We start from the raw sequence: 22,699 nt of genomic DNA on the forward strand, positions 1-22,699 counted from the left end.
TCAATCCGGCGCCGAGGTCTGCAGGGCAAGCGCGTGCAGGATGCCGCCCATGTTGCCTTTCAGCGCCTCGTAAACCATCTGATGCTGCTGCACGCGGCTCTTGCCGCGAAAGGCTTCCGCGACGACTTCGGCGGCGTAGTGGTCGCCGTCGCCCGCCAGATCGCGGATCGTTACCTTGGCACCGGGAATCCCGGCCTTGATCATGTCTTCGATATCGCCGGGTGTCATCGCCATGATCGTTACTCCCTATACATTATTCCGCAGCGACCAGCTCGCCGCTGTTATCCATGAAATCAGGGAACCACGATTCATGGGCATCACGCAATTGCTGAATCGGCAGGGCGATCAGATCGTCGACGACGAGCGCATCCCCCTGGACGGCGCCGAGACGGCGGAAGGGCACGCCGGCGCCTTCGGCATTGGCGCAGACGAAATCGGCGACATCCTTCGGGACCGTGAGAACGTAGCGCGCCTGATCCTCGCCGAAGAGCAGGGCATGCGCGGCACCCTTGCCTTCGCTGAGGCTGATGCGCAAGCCCTTGCCCGAGGCCATCGCCATTTCGGCGAGCGCGATCGCAAGACCGCCCGAGGAAATGTCGTGGCAGGCAGTCGCCTGGCCGTTGCGGATGACGGAGCGGACGAAATCACCGTTGCGGCGCTCGGCAAAGAGATCGACTTCCGGCGCCGGGCCTTCCGCGCTGCCGACAATATCGCGCAGGTAGACGGACTGGCCGAGATGGCTGCCGTCGGTGCCGATGAGCAGGACCCTGTCGCCTTCGGCCGCACTGCCGATGCGGGCCATCTTGCGCCAGTCGGGCATCAGGCCGACGCCGGCAATGGTGGGCGTCGGCAGGATGGCGACGCCGTTGGTCTCGTTATAGAGCGAGACGTTGCCGGAGACGATCGGGAAGTCGAGCGCGCGGCAGGCTTCGCCGATGCCCTTCACGGCGCCGACGAACTGGCCCATGATTTCGGGCTTTTCCGGATTGCCGAAATTGAGGTTGTCGGTCGCAGCCAGCGGCTCGGCGCCCGTTGCCGTGATGTTGCGCCAGCATTCGGCGACGGCCTGCTTGCCGCCTTCGAAAGGATCGGCCTCGACGTAGCGCGGGGTGACGTCGGAGGAAAAGGCGAGGGCCTTCAACGGGTGGCCCTCGACGCGCACGACACCGGCGTCACCGCCCGGAAGCTGCAGGGAATTGCCCTGGATCAGCGTGTCGTACTGTTCGTAGACCCAACGGCGGCTGGACTGGTTGGCGGAGCCGACGAGCTTGAGCAGCGCTTCGTTGTAATCCGTGGGAGCGGCAACGAGATTAGCCGGCAGGGGCGCGCGCTTGTCGGATTCGCGCCAGGGGCGGTCATATTCCGGCGCCTGGTCGCCGAGATCCTTGATCGGCAGGTTGGCGACTTCCTCGCCCTGATGCATGACGCGGAAGCGCAGGTCGTCGGTGGTCTTGCCGACGATGGCGAAATCGAGGCCCCACTTGACGAAGATCGCCTTGGCTACCTCTTCCTTTTCCGGCTGCAGGACCATGAGCATGCGCTCCTGGCTTTCCGACAGCATCATCTCGTAGGCCGTCATGCGCTCTTCGCGCACCGGCACCTTGTCGAGTTCCAGCAGGATGCCGAGGTCGCCCTTGGCGCCCATTTCGACAGCCGAGCAGGTGAGGCCGGCGGCACCCATGTCCTGGATGGCGATGACGGCACCCGTCTGCATCAGTTCAAGGCAGGCCTCCAGCAGGCACTTTTCGGTGAAGGGGTCGCCGACCTGAACGGTCGGGCGCTTCTCCTCGATCGATTCGTCGAATTCGGCCGATGCCATGGTGGCGCCGCCGACGCCGTCGCGGCCGGTCTTGGCACCGAGATAGACGACGGGCAGGCCGACGCCCTTGGCTTCCGACAGGAAGATGGCGTTCGACTTGGCGAGACCTGCCGCAAAGGCGTTGACCAGGATGTTGCCGTTGTAGCGGGCGTCGAATTCCACTTCGCCGCCGACCGTCGGCACGCCGAAGGAATTGCCGTAGCCGCCAACACCGGCAACCACACCGGCGACGAGGTGGCGGGTCTTGGGATGGTCGGGCTCGCCGAAGCGCAGCGCGTTCATGGCAGCGATCGGGCGCGCGCCCATGGTGAAGACGTCACGCAGGATGCCGCCGACGCCGGTCGCGGCCCCCTGATAGGGCTCGATATAGGAGGGGTGGTTGTGGCTCTCCATCTTGAAGACCACGCAATCGCCGTCGTCGATATCGACCACGCCGGCATTTTCGCCCGGTCCCTGGATGACCCGCGGCCCCTTGGTCGGCAGCGTGCGCAGCCACTTCTTGGAAGACTTGTAGGAGCAGTGCTCGTTCCACATGGCCGAGAAGATACCGAGCTCGGTGAAGGTCGGTTCGCGGCCGATCAGATCGAGAATGCGCTGGTATTCATCCGGCTTGAGACCGTGCGAGGCGATGAGTTCCGGCGTGATCTTGATGGTGTTTGGAATGGTCATGAGCTCTTGAAAGTCCCTGCCTAGAGCAATCCAGCGAAAGTGCGCAGCGGTTTTGCGTCCGGAATGCGTGAAAACAAAGAGATAGAGCATGCCTGCGATTCAAGCGAATAACGGACATGCTCTAGCGCGTTTGTCGTGTCTTTAGCTTATGTAGGAACCGCGCGCGACAGGAAAATGCCTGCCGTCAACAGAGGGCAGGCACATAAGCTTTACAATGCCGTCTCCGGCGGTCGCCACGGTCAGAATTTGTAGCCGACCATCAGCCCGGCGCGGGTCATGCCGTCATTCGGGCCGTCGCAAAGATTGGCGTTCGAGGAATGGGCGAGCTGTGCCATGACATTCCAGTTGCTGTCGAAGCGATAGCCGGCGCCGAGATATTCGTGGAACAGCACGCGACAGCCGAGATCCGGACCGTCGTCATTGCCGCGAAGATCGCCGGTGTGGACGACACCGCCGAAACCGGCCTCGGCGAAGATCCTGTCGCTGAGATCGACGGTCCAGGTGAAACCGGCGAAAAACTGCGTCGCTTCGCCAGCCGTGCCGATCGAGGTGCCGACATGGACGCGCGGGTGCATGAGCTGCTGTTTCCAGCCCGTCGCCTGCTCGAAGCCGAAGGGGTCGAAAAGGGCCGTTATTTCGGGAAAGACGCCGTCTTCACCCGAATGGCCGCCCTGGATGGAGGCGGATGCGCCGAAGCGCAATTCGTCGAAGACCTTGTCTGCGGCCGCCGCCGCCGATGACATTCCCAAGCTGCTGGCAATTGCTGCGACCGACGCGATACCGGACAGGCGCAGCAGGAACGAAGGAAGATCGAATTTCATCTGCTGTCCTTTGATTCCCGCCTGAACAGCGGGACAGGACAGAGGTAACATGCAGGCATCAGCGGTAAAGCGCCGCTCTTCCGATCAGGGGCTTTTCCACATTCCTGACACCGAATTGCAACAGTTCAGATCTCCCCGTCATAGGCCGAGCCGCCGTTTTCCAGCAGTCTTTTCAAGATCATAAGCCCAGACAGCATCTCGCTTCTATCCTTCGGCGAGGAGATTCCGATGCGCACCCGGTGGTAGGCCTTCTCGCCGCGGGCGGCCTTGAACTCGTCCTCGTCGTCCACCAGCACGCCGTCCCGGTAGGCGGCGTTCTTGAAGGTGCCGGACATCCAGGGCTCCGGCAGCTTGAGCCAGAGGAAGGGCGCGTGCGGGTGGGATTCGAATTCGAAGCCCTGCAGATGCTCGCGGGCGAGGCCGACGCGGGCAGACAGTTCCACGACGCATGTATTGCGGATCTCGTGCGCCTTGCCGCTGGCGACCAGCCGCGCGCAGGTTTCGGCGAGGATGAAGGGCAGGCCGCCCGTCACCATCTTGTGCGTGACCTTGATGCGCTGGGCGAAATGCGGCGGGCAGGCCACCCAGCCGCCGCGCACGCCGGCGGCAACCGATTTCGACAGGCCGTTGACCAGGAAAGTGCGGTCGGGCGCGATCGAGGCCAGCAGCGGCGTCTCGTCATTGGCCATGCCGCCGTAAAGATCGTCCTCGATGATCCACACACCGTGGCGCCTGGCAATCTCGGCAATGGCGACGCGCCGCGCATAGGGCATGATGGCGAGCGTCGGATTGTGGACCGTCGGCATCAGGAAGATAAGCTTCGGATGCTGCTGCTGGCAGAGCCGCTCGAAATCCTCGGGGATGACGCCGTTCTCGTCCGACTCGACCGTCAGCGCACGCCGGCCGAGCAGGCGCACGCTGCGGCTGACCTGCGTATAGGTGAGGTTTTCGAAGACGATCTTGTCGCCGGGCGCAGACACGGCGGCGATGACGGCAATGGCCGCGGCATGGGCGCCGAGCGTGGGGACGACGTTTTCGACCTCCGGCGACCAGTCGTTGCGCGCCAGCCAGAGACGGCCGGCCTCGAACCAATTCATGGGAAAGCTGCGCGAATAGGAGGAGATTTCCGCCAGGTGCTGCTCGCCGATCTCGGCCATGATGCCGGCAATGACCTTGCCCTGACCGAGATCGGGGGCGGCGGTCGTGTCGAAGCGAAGCTTGTTTGCCGGGGCCTCCGCAATGCGCGTGCCGCTCAGAGAAAGGGTAAGCGGATCGGCCTGTTCGCTCGGGGGCGTATTGGCGCGGTCGAGCACATAGGTGCCGCGGCCGACTTCGCCGGCAACGAGACCGCGTTCATGCACCAGCGCATAGGCGCGGCCGATTGTTCCGATTGTCACCCCGATGTCATAGGCGAGGTTTCTCTGCGGCGGCAATTTCGTGCCCGCCGGCAAGGCGCCGGAAGCAATGGCGGATTCGATATTGTCCGCAAGCCGCATATAGACCGGGCCGGAGCCCTGCGAGAGATCGGGGAGCCAATTTGTCATGGTGACAATGATTAGATTGTCACCCTTACCCTGTCAAGACTATGTGACAATCCCATGAGCGGAAACAACAGGAGCCAAGGATGTCCGTTGTACCTCAAGTAAAGTGCGATATTGTATCGATTGTCTCTATCGATAGCCCGCATGCGATTGTTCTCCCCAGGCAGGCGCCGGCCAAGACATGGCTCGGCCGGCTGTGGGCCGCCTTTTGCCTGTGGCAGCAGAAGCGGGAGGGGCGCCGCGCGCTGCGCGGGCTGACGGCGGACCAGCTCAAGGATATCGGCCTGTCGCGGTCCGATGCCGCACGCGAAGTCAGCAAATCGTTTTTCTGGGATTGAGCCCGGAGCCTGGAGCAATCCAGCAAAAGCGGTTCCCACTTTTGCTGGAATTGCTTTAGCTGCAGGCGCGGTTGCCGCCGGACCAGCGGGTTACATCGGCGGCGATGCGGCCGGCGACCGGCTCGGACATCATCGGGCCGAAGGCCTGCATTCTCGCCGGATTGCCTTCCGCCTGCACGACGAGCAGCGGCCGGCTTTCCGGGCTGCCCTTGTGCACCACGAGAATGCGCGGACGGCCGGAGAAGGAATTGAGTTCCGGTGCCAGCTTGTAAGCGGCAAAAGCCGCGTCGCCCGACTTGAACCAGCAGCTGTTGGCGCCAAGCGCCACACGCTCCATCGTCGACAGCGCACTGCGGTCCGGCCCCTTTGCGGGTGTCGAGGACTGGCAGGCGGCGACGAGTGCGGCAAGGCCGGCAAAGGCAGCGGCGTGAGCAATGGCTGCGAAAAGGCGAGGGCGCATCTGTCTTGTTCTCTGGCCGGAAATCAGGCAGCGATGACGTCGAGCGCCGAGGCAAACAGGCCGCGGCCATCCGAACCGCCATGGGCGGCTTCGATGAGGTTTTCCGGATGCGGCATCATGCCGAGAACGTTGCCCCTGGCATTCATGACGCCGGCGATGTCGTTGACCGAACCGTTCGGATTGGTGCCTTCCGCATAGCGGAAGACGACCTGGCCATTGCCTTCGATGGCGGACAGCGTCTCGGCATCGGCGAAATAGTTGCCGTCGTGATGGGCGACCGGGCAGCGGATGATCTGGCCCTTTTCATAGGCGCGGGAGAAATCCGTCTCGGCATTGACGACTTCGAGCTTGATCTCGCGGCAGACGAATTTCAGCGAGGCATTGCGCATCAGGGCGCCGGGCAGCAGGCCGGCCTCGACGAGGATCTGGAAGCCGTTGCAGACGCCCAGAACCTTCACGCCCCTGTTGGCCTTCTCGATGATCGCCTGCATGACCGGCATGCGCGCGGCAATGGCGCCGCAGCGCAGGTAATCGCCGTAGGAGAAGCCGCCGGGAATGACGATCAGATCGACGTCAGGGATTTCCGTCTCCGTCTGCCAGATCGTCACCGGCCTGTGACCGGAGATCTTGGTGAGAGCGGCGATCATGTCGCGATCGCGGTTGAGGCCCGGAAGTTGAACGACGGCTGATTTCATGGTTGCGGTTCAAACCTTGCTTGTGCTTCTGCCAGTTCTCGAAGTTCGAGACGATTTTCGATACGGTCGAGCCGATCAAGAATTTGGCCAATCGTACCGCGCAGATTGTTTATGTCGCCCTGCATGACATGCATGTGGTTTCGAAAGCTGACCATCTCCTGGCGCATATCGCGCTGCCCTTCCTTTACGGAAGACACATCTGTCTGAATCCTCCTCAGGATTTCAAACAGAAGCTCTTGGTTCACTTCAGCCATCGATTATTCCTCACAACCCCTAGTCGAGAGAAATAGTATAGTTCTCAATCACCGTATTGGCCAGCAGCTTTTCGCACATTGCCTTGAGATCGGCCTCGGCCTTGGCCTTGTCTGTGCCTTCCAGTTCCAGGTCGAAGACCTTGCCCTGGCGGACATGGCCGACGCCGCCGAAGCCGAGCGCGCCGAGCGCGCCTTCGATGGCCTTGCCCTGAGGATCGAGAACGCCGTTTTTCAGCGTGACGGTGACGCGAGCCTTGATCACTTGTTTTTCCCTGCTTTGCTTGACCAGACGGTTTTTACTTGACCAGAACCGGGCCGGTGCCGCGCACGGGCTCGTTCTCATTGATGATGCCGAGACGGCGCGCGACTTCGGAATAGGCCTCCAGCAGACCGCCCATATCGCGGCGGAAGAGGTCCTTGTCCATCTTCTTGTGCGTCTCGATATCCCAGAGGCGGCAGCTGTCGGGCGAGATTTCGTCGGCCAGGATGATGCGCATCATGTCGCCTTCGAACAGGCGGCCGCATTCGATCTTGAAATCGACAAGCTGGATGCCGACGCCGAGGAAGAGGCCGGTCATGAAGTCGTTGACGCGGATGGCGAGCGCCATGATGTCGTCAAGCTCGGCCGGATTGGCCCAGCCGAAGGCGGTGATGTGCTCTTCGGAGACCATCGGGTCTTCGAGCGTGTCGGACTTGTAATAGAATTCGATGATCGAGCGCGGCAGGACCACGCCTTCCTCGATGCCGAGGCGTTTGGCGAGCGAGCCGGCAGCGACGTTGCGCACGACGATCTCGAGCGGGATCATCTCCACTTCCTTGATCAGCTGCTCGCGCATGTTGAGCCGGCGGATGAAGTGGGTGGGAATGCCGATCTTGTTCAGATGGCTGAAGATGTATTCGGAAATACGGTTGTTGAGGACGCCCTTGCCATCGATGACTTCGTGTTTCTTCTTGTTGAAAGCAGTGGCATCGTCCTTGAAGAACTGGATCAGCGTGCCCGGTTCAGGTCCCTCATACAGAATCTTTGCCTTGCCCTCGTAGATACGGCGGCGACGGTTCATTGTGGTTATTCTCTAGCTGTTGGCGCTCTTGGGATGGCGCGCGTGGATCGATCTCGTGGCGTCCCCTTAAAGGAAAAGAGAGAGTTTCACAATCCGCCTGTCACTCCTTCCCCGGTTTCCGGCCTCGGGCGGGAAAACCGCATAGAGAATCGAAATCTTGCCAAGGGGAGACTACCGCCTTTTTCCTTACGGTGGAATGAAGGCAAAATCCCGGACGGGTTATGCAGGCCCTTATCTGGAGGCCGTCCTGGAAACGGAGCGGCGCAGAGCCCTCTGCAGCGCGCGAGCCTCGCCCTCCGGACGCCGCCAGCCTTCCTCGCGGGCAAAAGCCGGGATCTGCCGGGCCGGCATCGGCCGGGCAAGCGCGTAACCCTGCAGCATGTCGCAGCCGATCTCCTGCAGGATGCGGACGTGATCGGTCGTCTCGACACCTTCGGCAGTCACGAGGATGTTCAGCGAACGGCCGATCTCGACGATGGAGCGCACGAGCTTGCGCTGCTCGGCCGATTGCGGCAGCCGGCCGATCAGTTCGCGGTCGATCTTCAGCGTTTTCGGGCTCAGCCGCAGCAGGCTGACGATCGAGGCGTGGCCGGTGCCGAAATCATCGACCTCGATATCGATGCCGAGCTTCTTCAGCTTCTTGAGATTGGCCGCGACCGCATCGTCGCAATCGTCGAGCGAGATCGATTCCAGGAGTTCGAAGGACACCGTGCCGGGCTCGATCTTCAGCGAACGCAGCTTCTTGCCGAGCTGCGGATCGGACAGTCTCCGGCCGGAGACATTGACCGAGATGCGGGGGACGGCAAAACCTTCGCCGATCCAGGCCTTGCGGTCGGCGATGGCGCGTTCGAGGATCAGCGCGTCGATGGTCGAAACGACATCGAGATCCTCGGCGATATCGAGGAAACGATCGGGCGCCAGCAGCCCGTGTTCGGGGTGCTGCCAGCGGGCGAGCGTCTCGATGCCGGCAATGTCGAGCGTGCGGGCATCGAACTGCGGCTGGTAGAAGGGCACGAATTCGTTGCGCTCCAGGCCGATCAGGATTTCGTCGGCAAGGCGCTTGGCCGTCAGGATCGAGCGGCGCGCGGCATTGGAGAAAAATTCGTGGCGGTTGCGGCCGGAGCCCTTGGCCCGGTAGAGCGCGATGTCGGCATTGAGCAGGAGCTGTTTTTCGTCGAGCCTCGCGCCGGCGTCGATGGCGATGCCGATGCTGGCGCCGAAACGGCAATCGTGCCCCTCATATTTGATGGGCTTGCGCAATTCGCGGATGATGCGCTCGGCGACGGTGGCAATCTTCTTCGAGGCGGTATCGACGATGCAGAGGATGACGAATTCGTCGCCGCCGATGCGCGCCACGAAATCGGTCGCGCGAATGGAATCGCGCAGCACCCGGGCGGCATGTTTGAGCATATGGTCGCCGGCGCGGTGGCCGAGCGTGTCGTTGATCTGCTTGAAGCGGTCGAGATCGATATGGAGGATGGCGAGCGCCGTGCCTTCCTCGCGGCAACGGGCCGAATAGGCCTCGACCATCTTGTCGAGATAGCGGCGGTTCGGCAGGCCGGTCAGATAGTCGTGCAGGGCCAGATGCTCGATGCTTTCCTTGGCGGCTTCGAGTTCCCGGTTGCGCGCTTCGGCCAGGTCCTTGGCGCGCTGCAATTCGTTGCGCAGCGCCACTTCCTCCGTCACGTCCCAATTGGCGCCGATGAGCTTGCGGCAGCCGTTGCCGTCCACGAAGAAGGCGCCGCGGGCGCGGATGATGCGCTCGGCGCCGTCGCCCCTGACGATGCGGAACTCGTGATTGAAGCCGGTCTGGTCGTGGACATGGCGCTCGACGGTGCCGAGCACGCGCTCGCGATCGTCGGGATGGATCGCCTGCGGCCAGGCCGTCACCGCCGTCCGGCGATCGAAGCCCTTCAGGCCGTAGATGGCGATCAGCCTGTCGTCCCATTCCACGGTTTCATGATCGATATCGGCTTCGAAAACGCCGATATCGCTGATCTGCAGGGCAAGGTCGAGGCGGCGGGAAAGCTGCGCCAGCATCTCCCCGGTTTCCTTGCGCGCGGTGATGTCGGTGTCGGTGCCGACGACGCGCTGGGCCGCGCCGCTCTCATCCCATTCGACGGGCGCGCCGCGGCATTCGATCCAGACCCAGTGGCCGTCCCGGTGCCGCTCGCGATACTCGAAGACATGATAGTCGGGGTCGCCGGCATTCTGGCGCTCGATGGCGTTGACGACAAAATCGCGATCGTCGGGGTGGACGAGCTGCAGCCAGGCTTCGTAATCGCCGTCGGCCTGCTCGTCGGGCGCCATGCCGCGAATGCTTTTCCAGGTCTGCGAATAGAATTTCTTGTCGAGCCGGTAATTGTGGTCCCACACACCGAGACCGGAACCGACGAGCGCATAGTTCCACCGGCTCTCGCGCTCGGCAATATCGGAATCGTCGGTGTAGCTTGCAAACCCGTCGGCCGCCGGCTCGTCACGACTGGCATCGGCGGCTTTTGGCGGCTGGCTTTGCTTCACGGGCGCTCTCGCTTTTCTGGCGTCAGCGCAGTCTGCGGCCATTCCATTAAGAAATGCTTAGAAAGCCATCGCTTAATTCTCTGGAAATACCGGATTTTTCGGCCTGGTCAGCCGGGCAGGCGGCTCAGGAACTGGGCAAAGACCATCGTGCCTTCGGGCCAGGGGCCATGGCCGGATTCGGCATTGATGTGACCGGATTCGCCGGCATCCACCAGGAACGAACCCCAGCTGCTGGCGATATCGTCGGCATGTTCGTAGGTGCCGAAAGGATCGTTGCGGCTGGCGACGGTGATCGACGGGAAAGGCAGCGGATCGCGCGGGTAGGGGCCGAAGGTCATCAGGTGCTTCGGGCGGATATCCGGATTGGCGACATCGGGCGGCGCCACGAAGAAAGCGCCGGCGACGCGCTTGCGAAACAGCGGGATCGCGTGGATCACCGAGGGCACGCCAAGCGAGTGGGCGACGAGCACGACGGGGCGCGTGCAGCCGTTCACCTCTTCGGCGATGCGGGCCACCCAGTCCTCGCGCACGGGCTTGGACCACTCCGCCTGCTCGACGCGGCGCGCGGTGGAAAGTTTCGCTTCCCAGCGGCTCTGCCAATGGTCGGGGCCGGAATTGGTATAGCCGGGAACGATGAGAATATCTGCGTCTGAAGCTTTCATAGTGCGCCGATGTGAGAAAGCTTAACCGCGATGTCAAGGGAAAGAGCGACTTAGCTCAAGAAATTTGCTATTGTCACTTTGTGCCGGTTGCGTTCTCGTGTCGGCCTATCGTGCCGACATACTCGCCTCCGGCTTCATCTTGGCTGAGGAGGAGAAAGCCATGGCGACATTTCATGTCATGACAGGTGCCGGCGAAAGTTTTGCACGGCCTGCGATCAATCGCATCAGCATAGCCGACGTCTTCGATGCGCTGAGGCTGGGTTTCGAGGATTTCCGCGAGAAGCCTTCGCATTACGTTTTCCTGTGTCTCATGTATCCGATCGCCGGCATCTTCCTGACGATGCTGACCTCGGGCGCCAATCTCGCACCGATGGTCTTTCCGCTGATGTCGGGCTTCGTGCTGATCGGCCCGCTCGCCGCGGTCGGTCTCTATGAAATCAGCCGCCGGCGCGAGGCCGGGCTCGACACGTCCTGGCAACATGCGCTCGAGGTGCGCCGTTCACCGGCCCTGCCGTCGATCATCGCCGTCGGCCTGCTGCTGTTCGGCATCTTCACCGTCTGGCTGGTCACCGCACAGACCATTTACGCAAATCTCCTCGGCGAGGTTTTCCCGCGCTCCACCTCGCTCTTCCTGCAGCAGGTGTTCGGCACGCCGGAAGGCATGCAGCTCATCCTGTGGGGCAATCTGGTCGGTCTCGGCTTTGCGCTCGTCGTTCTGGCGATCACGGTCGTCACCTTCCCGATGCTGCTCGACAGGGATTGCGGGGCGGTGGCCGCAATGGTCGCCTCGGTGCGGGCAACCGCCGCCAATCCGGTTCCGGTGCTGTTCTGGGGCCTGATCGTCGCGGCATTGCTCGTCATCGGCACGATCCCGGTCTTTGTCGGCCTGGCGCTCGTCATTCCCATCCTCGGCCATGCGACATGGCATCTCTACCGCAAGCTGATTGCCCGCGAAGCCATGTAGCGGCAGCGGCCCGTTGCCGGGGTATCGCAAACTCTCCCGATACCCCGGAATTTCCACAGCGCCCGGAACCTCGCAACCGTGCCTGGAGTTTGTCTTGCGCCGGCTTCGAAGGAGGATTTCCAGGTGACCGTACGTCATGTGTTCGCCCGCTTCGCCACCAGGATATCGGAGTGGGCGGGCAAGCCCGTAAGCTTCATTCTGGCGCTCATCGCCGTCATCATCTGGGCCGCGCTTGGCCCCGTCTTCGACTATTCCGAAACCTGGCAGCTGGTGATCAATACCGGCACGACGATCGTCACCTTCCTGATGGTCTTCGTGCTGCAGAACGCGCAGACGCGCGACACCCGCGCCATCCAGGCCAAGCTCAACGAAATCATCCTGACGAGCCATGCCGAGAACCGCTTCATCGGCATCGAAAACCTCGATGAGGAGGACCTCAAGCATCTCGACCGGCTGGTGGCCAAGGCGGCCAAGGGCAGGGGCGAGACCGAGGCCCGCCGGACGACCGAGAAGCAGGCCGATCTGCCCGCCGCCAAGCCGGAGAAAAGGAAGCGCGCGGCGCCGGCGACAGCATCGCGCAAGCGCAAATGAAAACGGCGCCCCGCAGGCGCCGTTTCATGCCATGACCCCGGCCGGTCAGGCCTGGCCGAAGACGCGGCGGAAGATCGTATCGACGTGTTTCGTGTGGTAGCCGAGATCGAATTTCTCGCGGATATCGGCTTCCGAAAGGGCCGCGCGCACTTCGGTGTCGGCCAGCAGTTCTTCGAGGAAGTCCTTGCCCTGTTCCCAGACCTTCATGGCGTTGCGCTGCACGAGGCGATAGGCGTCCTCGCGGGAGACGCCGGCCTGCGTCAGCGCCAGCAGGACGCGCTGCGAATGGACGAGGCCGCGGAACTTGTCGAGGTTCTTCATCATGTTCTCGGGATAGACCACGAGCTTTTCGATGACGCCGGCCAGGCGGTTCAGCGCGAAATCGAGCGTGATGGTCGTATCCGGGCCGATGGCGCGCTCGACGCTCGAATGGCTGATGTCGCGCTCGTGCCAGAGGGCCACGTTTTCCATCGCGGGCACGACCGACATGCGCACGAGGCGGGCAAGGCCCGTCAGGTTTTCGGTCAGGACCGGGTTGCGCTTGTGCGGCATGGCCGAGGAGCCCTTCTGGCCCGGCGAGAAGAATTCTTCCGCTTCCAGCACTTCGGTGCGCTGCATGTGGCGGATCTCGATCGCGACGTTTTCGATCGACGAGCCGATGACGCCGAGTGTCGCGAAGAACATGGCGTGGCGGTCCCGCGGGATGACCTGCGTGGAAACGGTCTCCGGCACGAGGCCGAGGGCGGCGCAGACATGCTCTTCGACCTGCGGGTCGATATTGGCGAATGTGCCGACGGCGCCGGAAATGGCGCCGGTGGCGATTTCGGCGCGGGCCGCGACGAGGCGGGCGCGGTTGCGGCTCATCTCGGCGTAGAAGCGGGCAAAGGTCAGGCCCATCGTCGTCGGCTCGGCATGGATGCCGTGGCTGCGGCCGATGCGGATCGTATCCTTGTGCTCGAAGGCGCGCGCCTTCAGTGCCGCCAGGACGCGGTCCATGTCGGCAAGCAGGATATCGGCGGCGCGCACGAGCTGGATGTTCAGCGTCGTGTCGAGTACGTCGGAGGAGGTCATGCCCTGGTGCACGAAGCGGGCGTCGGGGCCGACGATTTCGGCAAGGTGGGTCAGGAAGGCAATGACGTCATGCTTGGTGACGGCTTCGATCTCGTCGATACGGGCAACGTCGAAGGTCGCCTTGCCGCCCTTTTCCCAGATGGTGGCGGCCGCCGATTTCGGGATCACGCCGAGGTTGGCAAGCGCGTCGCAGGCGTGCGCCTCGATCTCGAACCAGATGCGGAACTTGGTTTCGGGAGACCAGATGGCGACCATCTCTGGCCGGGAATAACGAGGGATCATGGGCGAGCGCCTTCATTTCGTGACAGTAGCTGCCGCCCCTGTAGCAAAGACGGCCGGCAATCTCAACGCATGCGTTTGGCAAGAGCCAGACTGGTGGCAAGCAGGCAGACAAGGCCGATGGGCAGGAACAGCCCGAGACCGATGACGAGGAACTGATAAACGGCGCTGACGCTGGTGAAGATGAATTGCAGCATCCAGATGAAGGAACCGAACGGCGCGTGCCAGCGGGAATAGAAAATCCGGTAATCCATGGCGAAGAGAAAGGCCGTCATCAGCACCGTGCCTACCGTCAACGCCAGGAAGAAGGCGGCAAAACGCGCTTCCACCCGATGGCCGAGCGCCAGATAGCGCCCGACCAGCAGGTTGAAGGGCCAGGAAAGCAGGCCGCCACCGAAATAAAGGATGGCGAGATCGAGGACGTGGCTCGTCTCCAGGCGATTGCGCAGGTAGAGGCCCGATATCGCCGAGATCAGCATCAGGACGCCCCAGAGCGGGGCGCCGACGAAAAGTTCCGGAAAGGACGGCCATGCCGCCCGCAGACGGTTCATTCTCAGGGGTGAACCGGAACGGCGATCCAGCGGCCGTTGCGGCCGTCGGGAGACGCGCTCAGCGCCAGGACGAGGGCGATATGGACAGGCTTGCCCGATTCCGGCTGATAGACGAGGGCGCCGCCCATGCGATATTCCACCGCGCAGCCGCGCTCGGCCGGAATGGCCTTGTCCTCATGGACGAGCTGGCGGTTCGGCGCGCCGTCCTTCTCGATGAGCTGCAGCGTGAAGCCGACGGCACGGTTGTTCATGCCCTTGCAGGCGTCGGGGGCGGCGACCTGCGCATCGCCGAGCAGCAGCGTATAGGCGCCGCGTGCCGGCCCGTCGGTGGCAAGCGGCGTATAGCGGATCGTCTTCATCGGCGAGCCAAGTTCGGTCGGCGGATTGAAGGCCGCGATCAGGCCGGGATTGGTCAGAAGGTCGTATTTGTCCATCTGCTGGCGGGCAGCCGTCAGGTTCTGGCGGCGCGCCTTGGAGAGATTGGCGTCCTTGTCCGTCAGCTCCAGATGAAAGGGCGTGCCCTCGAGATCGGCGCCGGTGTCGGTATCGATGAAATAGGTGTCCGAATAGGGGACCTTGCCGTCCTTCATGCCGAATTCCTGGAAGGCAAAGACCTTGCCGTCGGCGGAAAAGCCGACAGGCTGAATATTGGCAATATCGCCGGCATGGGCCGTTGCGGCCATGCCGGTCAGCACGGCGGCAAGAAACCCGCCCATGAACATGCGCTTCGTCATCTAGCGAGCTCCCTCAGCCGCGTTGCGAAGGGCCGATATCGCCTGGCGATAGGCCTCGACGGTGTCGCCCTTGAAAATTGCCGATCCGGCGACAAGCACATTGCCGCCGGCCTTTGCAACGGCAGGCGCGGTATCAACCGTCACGCCGCCGTCCACCTCAAGCTCGATCGGGCGGTCACCGATGAGTGACTTCGCCGCTGCGATCTTGCCTGTCATTGCCGGAATGAATTTCTGGCCGCCGAAACCGGGGTTGACGGACATAATGAGAATGAGGTCGATATCGTCAAGCACGTTCTCGATCACCGAGAGCGGGGTTGCCGGATTGAGCGTGACGCCGACCTTCTTGCCGAGATGGCGGATGGTCTGCAGCGAGCGATGCAGGTGCGGTCCGGCCTCGGCATGAACGGTGATGCGGTCGCAACCGGCCTTGGCGAAAGCCTCCAGGTAGGGATCGGCCGGCGAGATCATCAGATGGCAGTCGAAGGTCGCGTCCGTATAGGAGCGCAGCGACTTGATGACATCGGGGCCGAAGGAAATGTTCGGCACGAAATGCCCGTCCATGACGTCGAGGTGGATCCAGTCGGCGCCGACCGCGGTGACGTTGCGCACTTCCTCGCCGAGCTTTGCAAAATCAGCCGCCAGGATCGACGGGGCGATGCGGATGGGCAGTGTCGTCATGGGTCTCGGTCTCCATCTCAGCCGGCAGCGGCATGCCGCCTCACGGCATATTCAACAGGTCAGTCCGTCCCGTCGGCGGACGGGACGAAAGCACCGCCGCGCCATTCGAGAAGACGATAGGGATTTTGCGCCAGTTCATGAGCCGGCGTGAACGTGACCGGACCGATCGGCGTATCGAATTGCGTGCCGATCAGCTTTTCGGCCACCGGCTTGCCCTCGGCCACGGCGGCCCGCACGGCCTGATCGGCAATCAGCGCGGCTGCGGCCGCCGGCAGCACATAACCTTCCGGCTCGGTTCCGGCCGCGCGCAGCGCCTCGACGCTTGCCGCCGCCGCCGGCAGAAGCGCATATTCGGGAATGGCGACGGCGCGCACGCCGTCCATCAGCGCCAGCGGCTGGTTCGCCGCGCGCATCGCGTCACCGCCCAGAATGTCGAGCTGGATGTTCTCGGCCTCGGCGTCGCGGGCGATGGTGGCGACATCGTTCCTGTCGCCGCCGATGAAGACCTTGGTGGCGCCGGCCCGCTTCAGGCGCCGCACGAGGCCGACCTGCTGATCCTGTCCCGGCCGGTAGGTATCGGTGAAGACGGGCTTCAGGCCGTTTTCCTCCAGCGCGTTGCGCACGGCCTCCGTCAGTTCGCGGCCGTGGATCGTGCCGTCCTCGACAAGGGCGATCGGGGACGCCGTCCATTGCTGCAGGATGATCTGGATGATCCGGGCGGCTTCGTCGCTGTCCTGCGGTCCCAGGCGGAAGAGGGGCCAGCCGTTCTTCAGCGAATCTTCCATCAGGATGCGCGAGCGCACCGACACGGTGATGACGGGAATATTGGCGTCCTTGAGCTTCGGCAGCGCGCCTTCCAGCGTTTCGCTGCAGAGGAAGCCGATGGCGATCTGCACCTTGGCGGCGATCAGCGCATCGGCGATCGCCTGGCCGCTATTGTCCTGACAGGTTTCGTTGACGGCAACGAGCGTGTCGCCCGCCTGCCGGATCTGGAAACCCGCGCCGGCGGAGATCTGGGCGCCGAGCGAGGCGAAGGTGCCTTCCTGCGGCGCCACGACGCCGATCGTCACGCCGGCCGCGCGGCTTTCGGCCGTCAACGCCATCAGCGTCAGGAGGGCGGCTATGACACGCAGGCTCGTCATGAAAGGTGCAGGTCTCTCGTCTGGTCCATGCCCTTTTATCCGCACGGCGGCAATCGTCAAAGAAAAACAAGCGCGTTCTGCAGCTTTTAGCGGGCGCTATTGTAGAAAAGGTAACTGATGCCCGCCATATTGGTGAAATAACAAGAACAAGAAGCGGATTGCGGAGAAGCACGTGTTGAACAGGCAGCATATCGATCCCGGCCTCTATCGCGATGCCATGAGCCGCTACGCCGGCCATGTGCAGCTGGTGACGACGGCGCTCGGCCAGGCCCGGCGCGGCGTTACCATCACGGCCGCCTGTTCGGTGTCCGACAATCCGGCTTCCGTTCTCGTCTGCCTCAACAATACCAATGTGAAGAACGAGATTTTCTGGCGCAGCGGCATATTCGCGCTGAACTCGCTCGGCGCCCACCATCAGGACGTTGCCGACGCCTTTTCGGGCCGCACGCATCTGGAAAACGAGGAGCGTTTCCAAAGCGCCCGTTTCGAAACGCTGGCAACCGGCGCGCCCGTGCTTGCCGATGCGCTTGCGGTTTTCGACTGCCGGGTGACGGACATCAAGGAAATGCCGACCCACAATGTCATCTTCGGCGAGGTCGCCGCCGTGCGCTTCACCGAAGTCCATCCGGCGCTTCTCTACCTGCACCGCGGCTACCATTCGATATAGGCGACAGACCATGGACAATGCCGGCATCGAGGAAATGTTTCAGTCGCTTGGACCCGTCACCATCAAGCGCATGTTCGGCGGCAAGGGCATCTACCATCTCGGCCGCATTCTGGCGCTCGAAGTGCGCGACGAAATCCTGCTGAAGGCCGACGAGGAGAGCGCGCCGGAATTTGCCGCGGCAGGTGCCAGCCAGTGGTTCTACGAGGGAAAGAAGGGCGCGCCGGTGAAGATGCCCTACTGGAGCATTCCCGACGAGGCCTATGACGACCCGGACGTCATGGCGCGCTGGGTGCGGCTTGCCTATGAAGCCGCATTGCGGGCCGAGTGATCAGCGCAACGCGCCGGGCGGAAGCGCCGACAGCGCAGCCCTGGTGAAAGCCGATAGCGGCTCGGGCAGGTCGGCAAGGCCGAACCAGCCGAAATCCGAAAGCTTGTCCGGTTCCGTCAGCTGCGGTTCGCCCGTGACGTCGCGGGCGATATAGAGAAGGGAAATCCAGTGCTGGCGGTCGGCCTCGATGATCTGCTCGGTCGAGCCGATCGGCTCGACACGGCCGATGGTGAGGCCGGTTTCTTCTTCCGCCTCGCGGCGCGCGGCTTCCTCGGCCGGCTCCATATGATCGACCTTGCCGCCGACGATATTCCAGTAGCCGGCTTCGGGCGGACGCATACGCTTGTAGAGAAGGATCTTGCCGTCGCGCAAAATCACCAGGCCTACGCCGAGGCCGGGGAAATCGATGCCGGGCTTGCCCATCGAGGGTCTCAGACCTTGGCGTTTGCCGCGATCAGCATGAAGGCAGGGATATCGTCACCGAATCCGACCGGCGTCGGGCCGTCGTCGTGATCGCGGTGGCGGCGGCGCTCGCGATTGTCGTCGTTGGCGGGATAGGGCCGATTGCCGCGCGCATTGTTCTGCGGCTTCTGTTCTGCTTTGCGCTCGTTCTTCACGCTGTCGGCCTTTGCTGCTGCTTCCACGACTACGCCACCATTATCTTCGGCGTTGATATCAGATTTATGACTCGAAGACCGGCGGTCGCGGCCGCGATCCTTGTCCCGCTCGCGACCCTTGCCGCGACGGGGAGAACGCTCGCTGTCGCGGCTTTCTTCGGCCGGCGGCAGGGCGGAGAGATCGCCGTTCAGCCATTCGACCTTTTCGCCGATCAGCTTTTCGATCGCGTCGGCATATTTCTGGTCATGGCGGGTGACGATGGTGAAGGAAGCGCCGGAGCGGCCGGCACGGCCGGTGCGGCCGATGCGGTGAACATAGTCTTCCGAATGGATCGGCACGTCGAAATTGAAGACGTGGCTGACATCGGGAATATCGAGGCCGCGGGCGGCGACGTCGGAGGCAACGAGCAGCTTGATGTTGCCGTCCTTGAAGTTGGCAAGCATGGTCATGCGCGAGCGCTGGTCCATGTCGCCGTGCAGCGCGCCGACGGAGAAGCCGTGGCGGTCGAGCGACCGGAAGAGTTCGGCGACGTCCTTCTTGCGGTTGCAGAAGATGATCGCGTTCTTGAGGTCTTCCTGGGCGCGGATGAGATCGCGCAGCACGGCGCGCTTCTCGTAATCCTTGCCATGCGAGGCGACGAAACGCTGGGTGATGGTCTTGGACGCCGAAGCGGGCTTGGCGACCTCGATGCGTTCCGGATTCTGCAGGAAGCGGTCCGCGAGCTTCTGGATTTCCGGCGGCATGGTGGCCGAGAAGAACAGCGTCTGGCGGGTGAAGGGGATGAGTTTGGCGATGCGCTCGATATCGGGGATGAAGCCCATGTCGAGCATGCGGTCGGCTTCGTCGATGACGAGGATTTCGACGCCGCTCATCAAGAGCTTGCCGCGCTCGAAATGGTCGAGAAGGCGGCCGGGCGTGCAGATCAGAACGTCCGCGCCGCGCTCCAGCTTGCGGTCCTGTTCCTCAAAGGATACGCCGCCGATGAGGAGGGCGACGTTGAGGCGGTGGTTCTTGCCGTATTTCTCGAAGTTTTCGGCAACCTGGGCGGCCAGTTCGCGGGTCGGCTCCAGGATCAGCGTGCGCGGCATACGGGCACGGGCGCGGCCCTTTTCCAGAAGCGACAGCATGGGAAGAACGAAAGATGCCGTCTTGCCGGTGCCGGTCTGCGCGATGCCGCAGATATCGCGGCGCTCGAGCGCGAAGGGAATTGCCCCGGCCTGAATGGGAGTGGGGGTCGTATAGCCCGCATCGGTAACAGCGGAGAGCACTTTGGGGCTCAAACCAAGTTCAGCAAATGTCGTCAAAGGGAAAACTGTTTCCGTTCCGTTCGGCCGGTCTCTGGCGAGTCGGCGGGATTGCATGCCGCAATGTTGGGCGACATAGTCCGAAACGGCCGGCAAGTCAAGGAATAGCGCCTCCACCCCTGGGAGCGAGGTGAAGCGTTCGTTACTGCGATCCGGCTATTTTATATAAGTGGCAAGTTTAAGGCCGGCATTCATGAAATAGATCGGATCGACGGCATGTCCATCCTGGCGCACCTCATAGTGCAGGTGCGTGCCGGTGGAGCGGCCGGTGCTGCCGGCCAGCCCGATCACATCGTTGCGGTCCACCGTGTCGCCGACCTTGACCAGAATTTCCGACATGTGGCCGTAGCGCGTCGAAATGCCGTTGCCGTGATCGACCTCGACCATGTTGCCGTAGCCGCCCGTCCAGCCGGCGGCGATCACCTTGCCGGGTGCGGTCGGCCGGATTCGTTCGCCGGGCGAAAAGCGGAAATCGATGCCGGAATGCAGCGCCAGCCGGCCGAGGAACGGATCGCGCCGGTTGCCGAAGGGGCTGGTGATTTCCTTGCCGATGGCCGGATTGCGGAAGGGCAGGGATTCGGCGATGCTGCGCACGGCCTCCAGGCGCGTCAGCGCGCTGTCGAGCTGGGCCAGCGAATTGTTGAAATCGTCGTTGCTTTCAGGCTCCACATAGGGGCCGCCGACGGCGCTGTCCTCGCCCTGTTTTGCGGCGACCGCCTCGGCCGGAACGGAAATATGGAAGCGGTCGAGCACGCCTTCGATCGTATCGGCGGCATTGCCGGCATCGCTCGTCAGCTGGTCGATGCGGTTCTTCTGGTCCTGCTCGACAGCCTTCAGCGAGAGCGTGACCTTGGAAAAGATGCGGTCGGCGCGATCGCCGACGGTCTCCTCCGACGGGACGTAGGCGAGGGTGGAATTGTCGGGCGCACCGGCATCGGCCGGCTGACTGTCGCCGGCCAGAAGCTTTCCGATGGCCTCGGCACCGCCGCTCAGCGACGCATGCTTGTCCTTCAACTCGGGCGCATAGGATTGCGCCGGGGACTGCACCTGCGCATCCGCCGCGGCGGCGTCCTTGCCCGTCAGGCCGGAGCTTTCGGCACGGTCGAGAAGGTTGTCGAGCTTCCCGTGGCGCGACGTCAGCGCCATCTGCTGTTCCATCAGCTTGTCGACCTTGTCCTCGACCACCTGCTGATCGAGAAGCTGGCGGGAGGTGATGCGGTCGACCTGGGCGCGCAGGGCGGCGATGCGGTCCTCGTAATCGTGCTGCATGCGGGCCTGCCGGGCCATGGTGGCGCCGATCAGATCGTCGCGCAGCACGAGGTAGGAGGTGGCAAGCAGGTAGCCGATCGAGAAGACGCCCACGAAGCAGAAGGCCAGCGCCGCCATCCACGGCTTCACCGTCATGTGGCGCACCTTGTCGCCGCTCGCGAGAATGAGGATGTGTTCCTGTGCCCTCTTGCCGAATACCCGACTGTGATGCCCGCTCGTCACGGAGGGTCCCCCAAAGATTCGCTTTTCAGCGCCCGCCTCATTGGGAAACGATTACATACATTTATGGTTAACGGTCAGTTTACGCGCCCTTGTCGAAGCTTGCAGTTCAGCTCTGGCTGGTCGATGTCAGCGAACGATAGAAAGAGGGCGTCAGGCCGGCTTCGGCGCGCGCCACATCGTTGAAGGGCGCCTTCAGCGGACCGCGGAAATTGGCGCGCACCAGCTCCTGGAACGTGCGCGCCGGATCGCGCTTCTCGCGCGCGCAGAGGAAGCGGAACCATTTGGCACCGACGGCGACGTGGCCCTTTTCGTCATTGTAGATCACGTCGAGAACGGCGGCGCTTTCGAGATCGCCGGTCTCGCGCATTTTCGCCTGCAGGGCCGGCGTCACATCGAGGCCGCGCGCTTCGAGAATCAGCGGCACGACGGCAAGGCGCGCCGTCAGGTCGTTGCGGGTCGAGTGCGCGGCTTGCCAGAGGCCGTCATGGGCGGGCAGATCGCCGTAATCAGCGCCGAGATCGTTAAGCCGCTTGCGCACCATGCGGAAATGCTTGGCCTCTTCGAAGGCCACCTGCATCCAGCCGTCGAAGAAGGAATTCGGCACATGGGCGGAGGCGAACCGCGCAACGATATCAAGCGCCAGGTCGACGGCGTTGAGCTCGATATGGGCAATTGCGTGCAGAAGCGCGATGCGGCCGGGCACCGTGTGCAGCGAGCGCTTCTCGACCTGGGTCGGCGGCACCAGCAGCGGCTTTTCCGGCCGGCCGGGACGCTCGGGCAGGGGCGCATCCAGCGGCGAGCGCAGCGAGATGCGCCGCGCGAACCACCTGTTTGCGCTCTCCTGGGCGAGTTCTGTCTTGCGATCGAGATCGGCCGAGCGGATCGCATCGATCGCGCCGCCGCGCAGCGATGTGATGGACGTCACGCGGCGAGGTTCCTGACGGCTTCGAGCACCGTTGCGGCGTGGCCTGCCACCCTGACCTTCTGCCAGATGGTGGCAATCGTGCCGTCCCTGCGGATCAGGAAGGTGGTACGTTCGACGCCCATGAAGGTGCGGCCGTACATCTTCTTCTCCTTCCACACGCCATAGGCCTGCAGCGTGGTCTTTTCCTCGTCGGAGGCGAGCGCCACCGTCAGCTTGTGCTTCCTGATGAAACGGTCGTGGCAGGCGGCAGAATCGGGCGACATGCCGACGACGGCGGCACCTGCGGCGGCGAACTCATCGGCAAGGGCTGTGAAGTCAAGCGATTCGGTCGTGCAGCCCGTCGTGTCGTCCTTGGGATAGAAGAACAGGACCACCGGCTTTCCATGGAAATCCGAGAGCGAAATGCGCCCGCCGCCATCGCGGGGCAGGCTGAAATCGGGAGCGGCAGAGCCAATACCGGGAGCGGACATTCTCAAAACTTTCTTTTGCCGGGTTTAGGAGAGATACTATATCAGA

At 63.1% G+C, this 22,699-nt stretch carries 26 protein-coding genes; 5 read left to right on the forward strand and 21 right to left on the reverse strand.

Annotated elements, in window-relative coordinates; all coding sequences use genetic code 11:
- The 4 genes from ACU8HS_RS20860 to ACU8HS_RS20875 all read right to left on the reverse strand — a co-directional run bounded on the left by ACU8HS_RS20860 (position 1) and on the right by ACU8HS_RS20875 (position 4,853).
- A complete protein-coding gene (locus ACU8HS_RS20860) occupies positions 1-234 on the reverse strand; it encodes a BolA/IbaG family iron-sulfur metabolism protein (RefSeq protein ID WP_112567597.1) in 234 nt (77 codons plus the stop codon).
- A 19-nt stretch (positions 235-253) separates the two neighbouring features.
- Positions 254-2,488: a phosphoribosylformylglycinamidine synthase subunit PurL gene (purL, locus tag ACU8HS_RS20865; protein ID WP_447015125.1), complete on the reverse strand. Its 2,235-nt coding sequence runs from the start codon at positions 2,486-2,488 to the stop codon at positions 254-256.
- Positions 2,489-2,727: 239 nt separating this feature from the next.
- Positions 2,728-3,309, reverse strand: a complete 582-nt coding sequence (locus ACU8HS_RS20870; protein ID WP_112705279.1) for an acyloxyacyl hydrolase — start codon at positions 3,307-3,309, stop codon at positions 2,728-2,730.
- A gap of 125 nt (positions 3,310-3,434) precedes the next feature.
- Entirely contained in the window at positions 3,435-4,853 is a 1,419-nt protein-coding gene (locus tag ACU8HS_RS20875; protein ID WP_447015126.1) for an aminotransferase-like domain-containing protein, read from the reverse strand.
- Positions 4,854-4,933: 80 nt separating this feature from the next.
- Between ACU8HS_RS20875 and ACU8HS_RS20880 the strand changes: the two genes are divergently transcribed.
- Complete coding sequence (locus ACU8HS_RS20880; protein WP_112705281.1) at positions 4,934-5,188, forward strand: DUF1127 domain-containing protein; 255 nt, start codon at positions 4,934-4,936, stop codon at positions 5,186-5,188.
- Between the two features lie 55 nt (positions 5,189-5,243).
- Here ACU8HS_RS20880 and ACU8HS_RS20885 read toward each other — a convergent pair whose 3' ends face one another.
- The 7 genes from ACU8HS_RS20885 to ACU8HS_RS20915 all read right to left on the reverse strand — a co-directional run bounded on the left by ACU8HS_RS20885 (position 5,244) and on the right by ACU8HS_RS20915 (position 10,840).
- Positions 5,244-5,648 (reverse strand): hypothetical protein, encoded by a 405-nt coding sequence (locus ACU8HS_RS20885; protein WP_112567607.1) that lies wholly within the window; start codon positions 5,646-5,648, stop codon positions 5,244-5,246.
- A 23-nt stretch (positions 5,649-5,671) separates the two neighbouring features.
- Positions 5,672-6,343 (reverse strand): phosphoribosylformylglycinamidine synthase subunit PurQ, encoded by a 672-nt coding sequence (gene purQ / locus ACU8HS_RS20890; RefSeq protein ID WP_112567609.1) that lies wholly within the window; start codon positions 6,341-6,343, stop codon positions 5,672-5,674.
- Positions 6,340-6,597: a hypothetical protein gene (locus ACU8HS_RS20895; protein ID WP_112567611.1), complete on the reverse strand. Its 258-nt coding sequence runs from the start codon at positions 6,595-6,597 to the stop codon at positions 6,340-6,342. The genes purQ and ACU8HS_RS20895 overlap by 4 nt, the downstream gene beginning before the upstream one ends.
- A 19-nt stretch (positions 6,598-6,616) precedes the next feature.
- The gene (gene purS / locus ACU8HS_RS20900; RefSeq protein ID WP_112567613.1) at positions 6,617-6,859 is read right to left on the reverse strand and encodes a phosphoribosylformylglycinamidine synthase subunit PurS; all 243 of its coding nucleotides are present in this window, start codon (positions 6,857-6,859) and stop codon (positions 6,617-6,619) included.
- A gap of 34 nt (positions 6,860-6,893) precedes the next feature.
- Positions 6,894-7,658, reverse strand: a complete 765-nt coding sequence (gene purC / locus ACU8HS_RS20905; protein WP_112567615.1) for a phosphoribosylaminoimidazolesuccinocarboxamide synthase — start codon at positions 7,656-7,658, stop codon at positions 6,894-6,896.
- A 231-nt stretch (positions 7,659-7,889) separates the two neighbouring features.
- Positions 7,890-10,220, reverse strand: coding sequence for a putative bifunctional diguanylate cyclase/phosphodiesterase (locus ACU8HS_RS20910; RefSeq protein WP_447015127.1), 2,331 nt, complete (start codon positions 10,218-10,220; stop codon positions 7,890-7,892).
- Between the two features lie 65 nt (positions 10,221-10,285).
- Positions 10,286-10,840 (reverse strand): RBBP9/YdeN family alpha/beta hydrolase, encoded by a 555-nt coding sequence (locus ACU8HS_RS20915; protein ID WP_112567619.1) that lies wholly within the window; start codon positions 10,838-10,840, stop codon positions 10,286-10,288.
- A gap of 160 nt (positions 10,841-11,000) precedes the next feature.
- Between ACU8HS_RS20915 and ACU8HS_RS20920 the strand changes: the two genes are divergently transcribed.
- Both ACU8HS_RS20920 and ACU8HS_RS20925 read left to right on the forward strand, forming a co-directional pair.
- Positions 11,001-11,804, forward strand: coding sequence for a DUF2189 domain-containing protein (locus ACU8HS_RS20920; protein ID WP_112567621.1), 804 nt, complete (start codon positions 11,001-11,003; stop codon positions 11,802-11,804).
- A gap of 123 nt (positions 11,805-11,927) precedes the next feature.
- Entirely contained in the window at positions 11,928-12,395 is a 468-nt protein-coding gene (locus tag ACU8HS_RS20925) for a low affinity iron permease family protein (RefSeq protein WP_447015128.1), read from the forward strand.
- A 45-nt stretch (positions 12,396-12,440) separates the two neighbouring features.
- On the opposite strand, the gene purB is transcribed toward ACU8HS_RS20925, so the two are convergent.
- The 5 genes from purB to ACU8HS_RS20950 all read right to left on the reverse strand — a co-directional run bounded on the left by purB (position 12,441) and on the right by ACU8HS_RS20950 (position 16,850).
- Complete coding sequence (gene purB / locus ACU8HS_RS20930) at positions 12,441-13,748, reverse strand: adenylosuccinate lyase (RefSeq protein WP_447015129.1); 1,308 nt, start codon at positions 13,746-13,748, stop codon at positions 12,441-12,443.
- Between the two features lie 62 nt (positions 13,749-13,810).
- Positions 13,811-14,296, reverse strand: a complete 486-nt coding sequence (locus tag ACU8HS_RS20935; protein ID WP_447015130.1) for a hypothetical protein — start codon at positions 14,294-14,296, stop codon at positions 13,811-13,813.
- Between the two features lie 2 nt (positions 14,297-14,298).
- Positions 14,299-15,030 (reverse strand): DUF2259 domain-containing protein, encoded by a 732-nt coding sequence (locus tag ACU8HS_RS20940; RefSeq protein WP_112756410.1) that lies wholly within the window; start codon positions 15,028-15,030, stop codon positions 14,299-14,301.
- On the reverse strand, positions 15,031-15,708 hold the full coding sequence (gene rpe / locus ACU8HS_RS20945) for a ribulose-phosphate 3-epimerase (protein ID WP_447015131.1): 678 nt from the start codon (positions 15,706-15,708) through the stop codon (positions 15,031-15,033). It abuts the gene before it with no gap.
- A 59-nt stretch (positions 15,709-15,767) separates the two neighbouring features.
- The gene (locus tag ACU8HS_RS20950) at positions 15,768-16,850 is read right to left on the reverse strand and encodes a branched-chain amino acid ABC transporter substrate-binding protein (RefSeq protein ID WP_447015132.1); all 1,083 of its coding nucleotides are present in this window, start codon (positions 16,848-16,850) and stop codon (positions 15,768-15,770) included.
- Positions 16,851-17,022: 172 nt separating this feature from the next.
- On the opposite strand from ACU8HS_RS20950, the gene ACU8HS_RS20955 reads away from it, so the two are divergent.
- Positions 17,023-17,517 carry a flavin reductase gene (locus tag ACU8HS_RS20955; protein WP_112567636.1) on the forward strand — a complete coding sequence of 165 codons (495 nt, stop codon included), beginning with the start codon at positions 17,023-17,025 and terminating at the stop codon, positions 17,515-17,517.
- Between the two features lie 10 nt (positions 17,518-17,527).
- On the forward strand, positions 17,528-17,845 hold the full coding sequence (locus ACU8HS_RS20960) for a TfoX/Sxy family protein (protein WP_112547728.1): 318 nt from the start codon (positions 17,528-17,530) through the stop codon (positions 17,843-17,845).
- Here ACU8HS_RS20960 and ACU8HS_RS20965 read toward each other — a convergent pair whose 3' ends face one another.
- The 5 genes from ACU8HS_RS20965 to ACU8HS_RS20985 all read right to left on the reverse strand — a co-directional run bounded on the left by ACU8HS_RS20965 (position 17,846) and on the right by ACU8HS_RS20985 (position 22,653).
- On the reverse strand, positions 17,846-18,268 hold the full coding sequence (locus tag ACU8HS_RS20965; RefSeq protein WP_112757663.1) for an NUDIX domain-containing protein: 423 nt from the start codon (positions 18,266-18,268) through the stop codon (positions 17,846-17,848).
- An 8-nt stretch (positions 18,269-18,276) separates the two neighbouring features.
- Positions 18,277-19,767 carry a DEAD/DEAH box helicase gene (locus ACU8HS_RS20970; protein ID WP_112567640.1) on the reverse strand — a complete coding sequence of 497 codons (1,491 nt, stop codon included), beginning with the start codon at positions 19,765-19,767 and terminating at the stop codon, positions 18,277-18,279.
- Between the two features lie 156 nt (positions 19,768-19,923).
- Entirely contained in the window at positions 19,924-21,258 is a 1,335-nt protein-coding gene (locus tag ACU8HS_RS20975) for a peptidoglycan DD-metalloendopeptidase family protein (protein WP_447015133.1), read from the reverse strand.
- 106 nt (positions 21,259-21,364) lie between these two features.
- Positions 21,365-22,183 (reverse strand): ferritin-like domain-containing protein, encoded by an 819-nt coding sequence (locus ACU8HS_RS20980; protein WP_112757667.1) that lies wholly within the window; start codon positions 22,181-22,183, stop codon positions 21,365-21,367.
- Positions 22,180-22,653 (reverse strand): peroxiredoxin, encoded by a 474-nt coding sequence (locus ACU8HS_RS20985; protein ID WP_112757669.1) that lies wholly within the window; start codon positions 22,651-22,653, stop codon positions 22,180-22,182. Before ACU8HS_RS20985 ends, ACU8HS_RS20980 begins: the two co-directional genes overlap by 4 nt.
- Between the last annotated feature and the right edge of the window lie 46 nt (positions 22,654-22,699).

This window comes from Rhizobium sp. KDH_Rht_773_N (genome assembly GCF_052946295.1).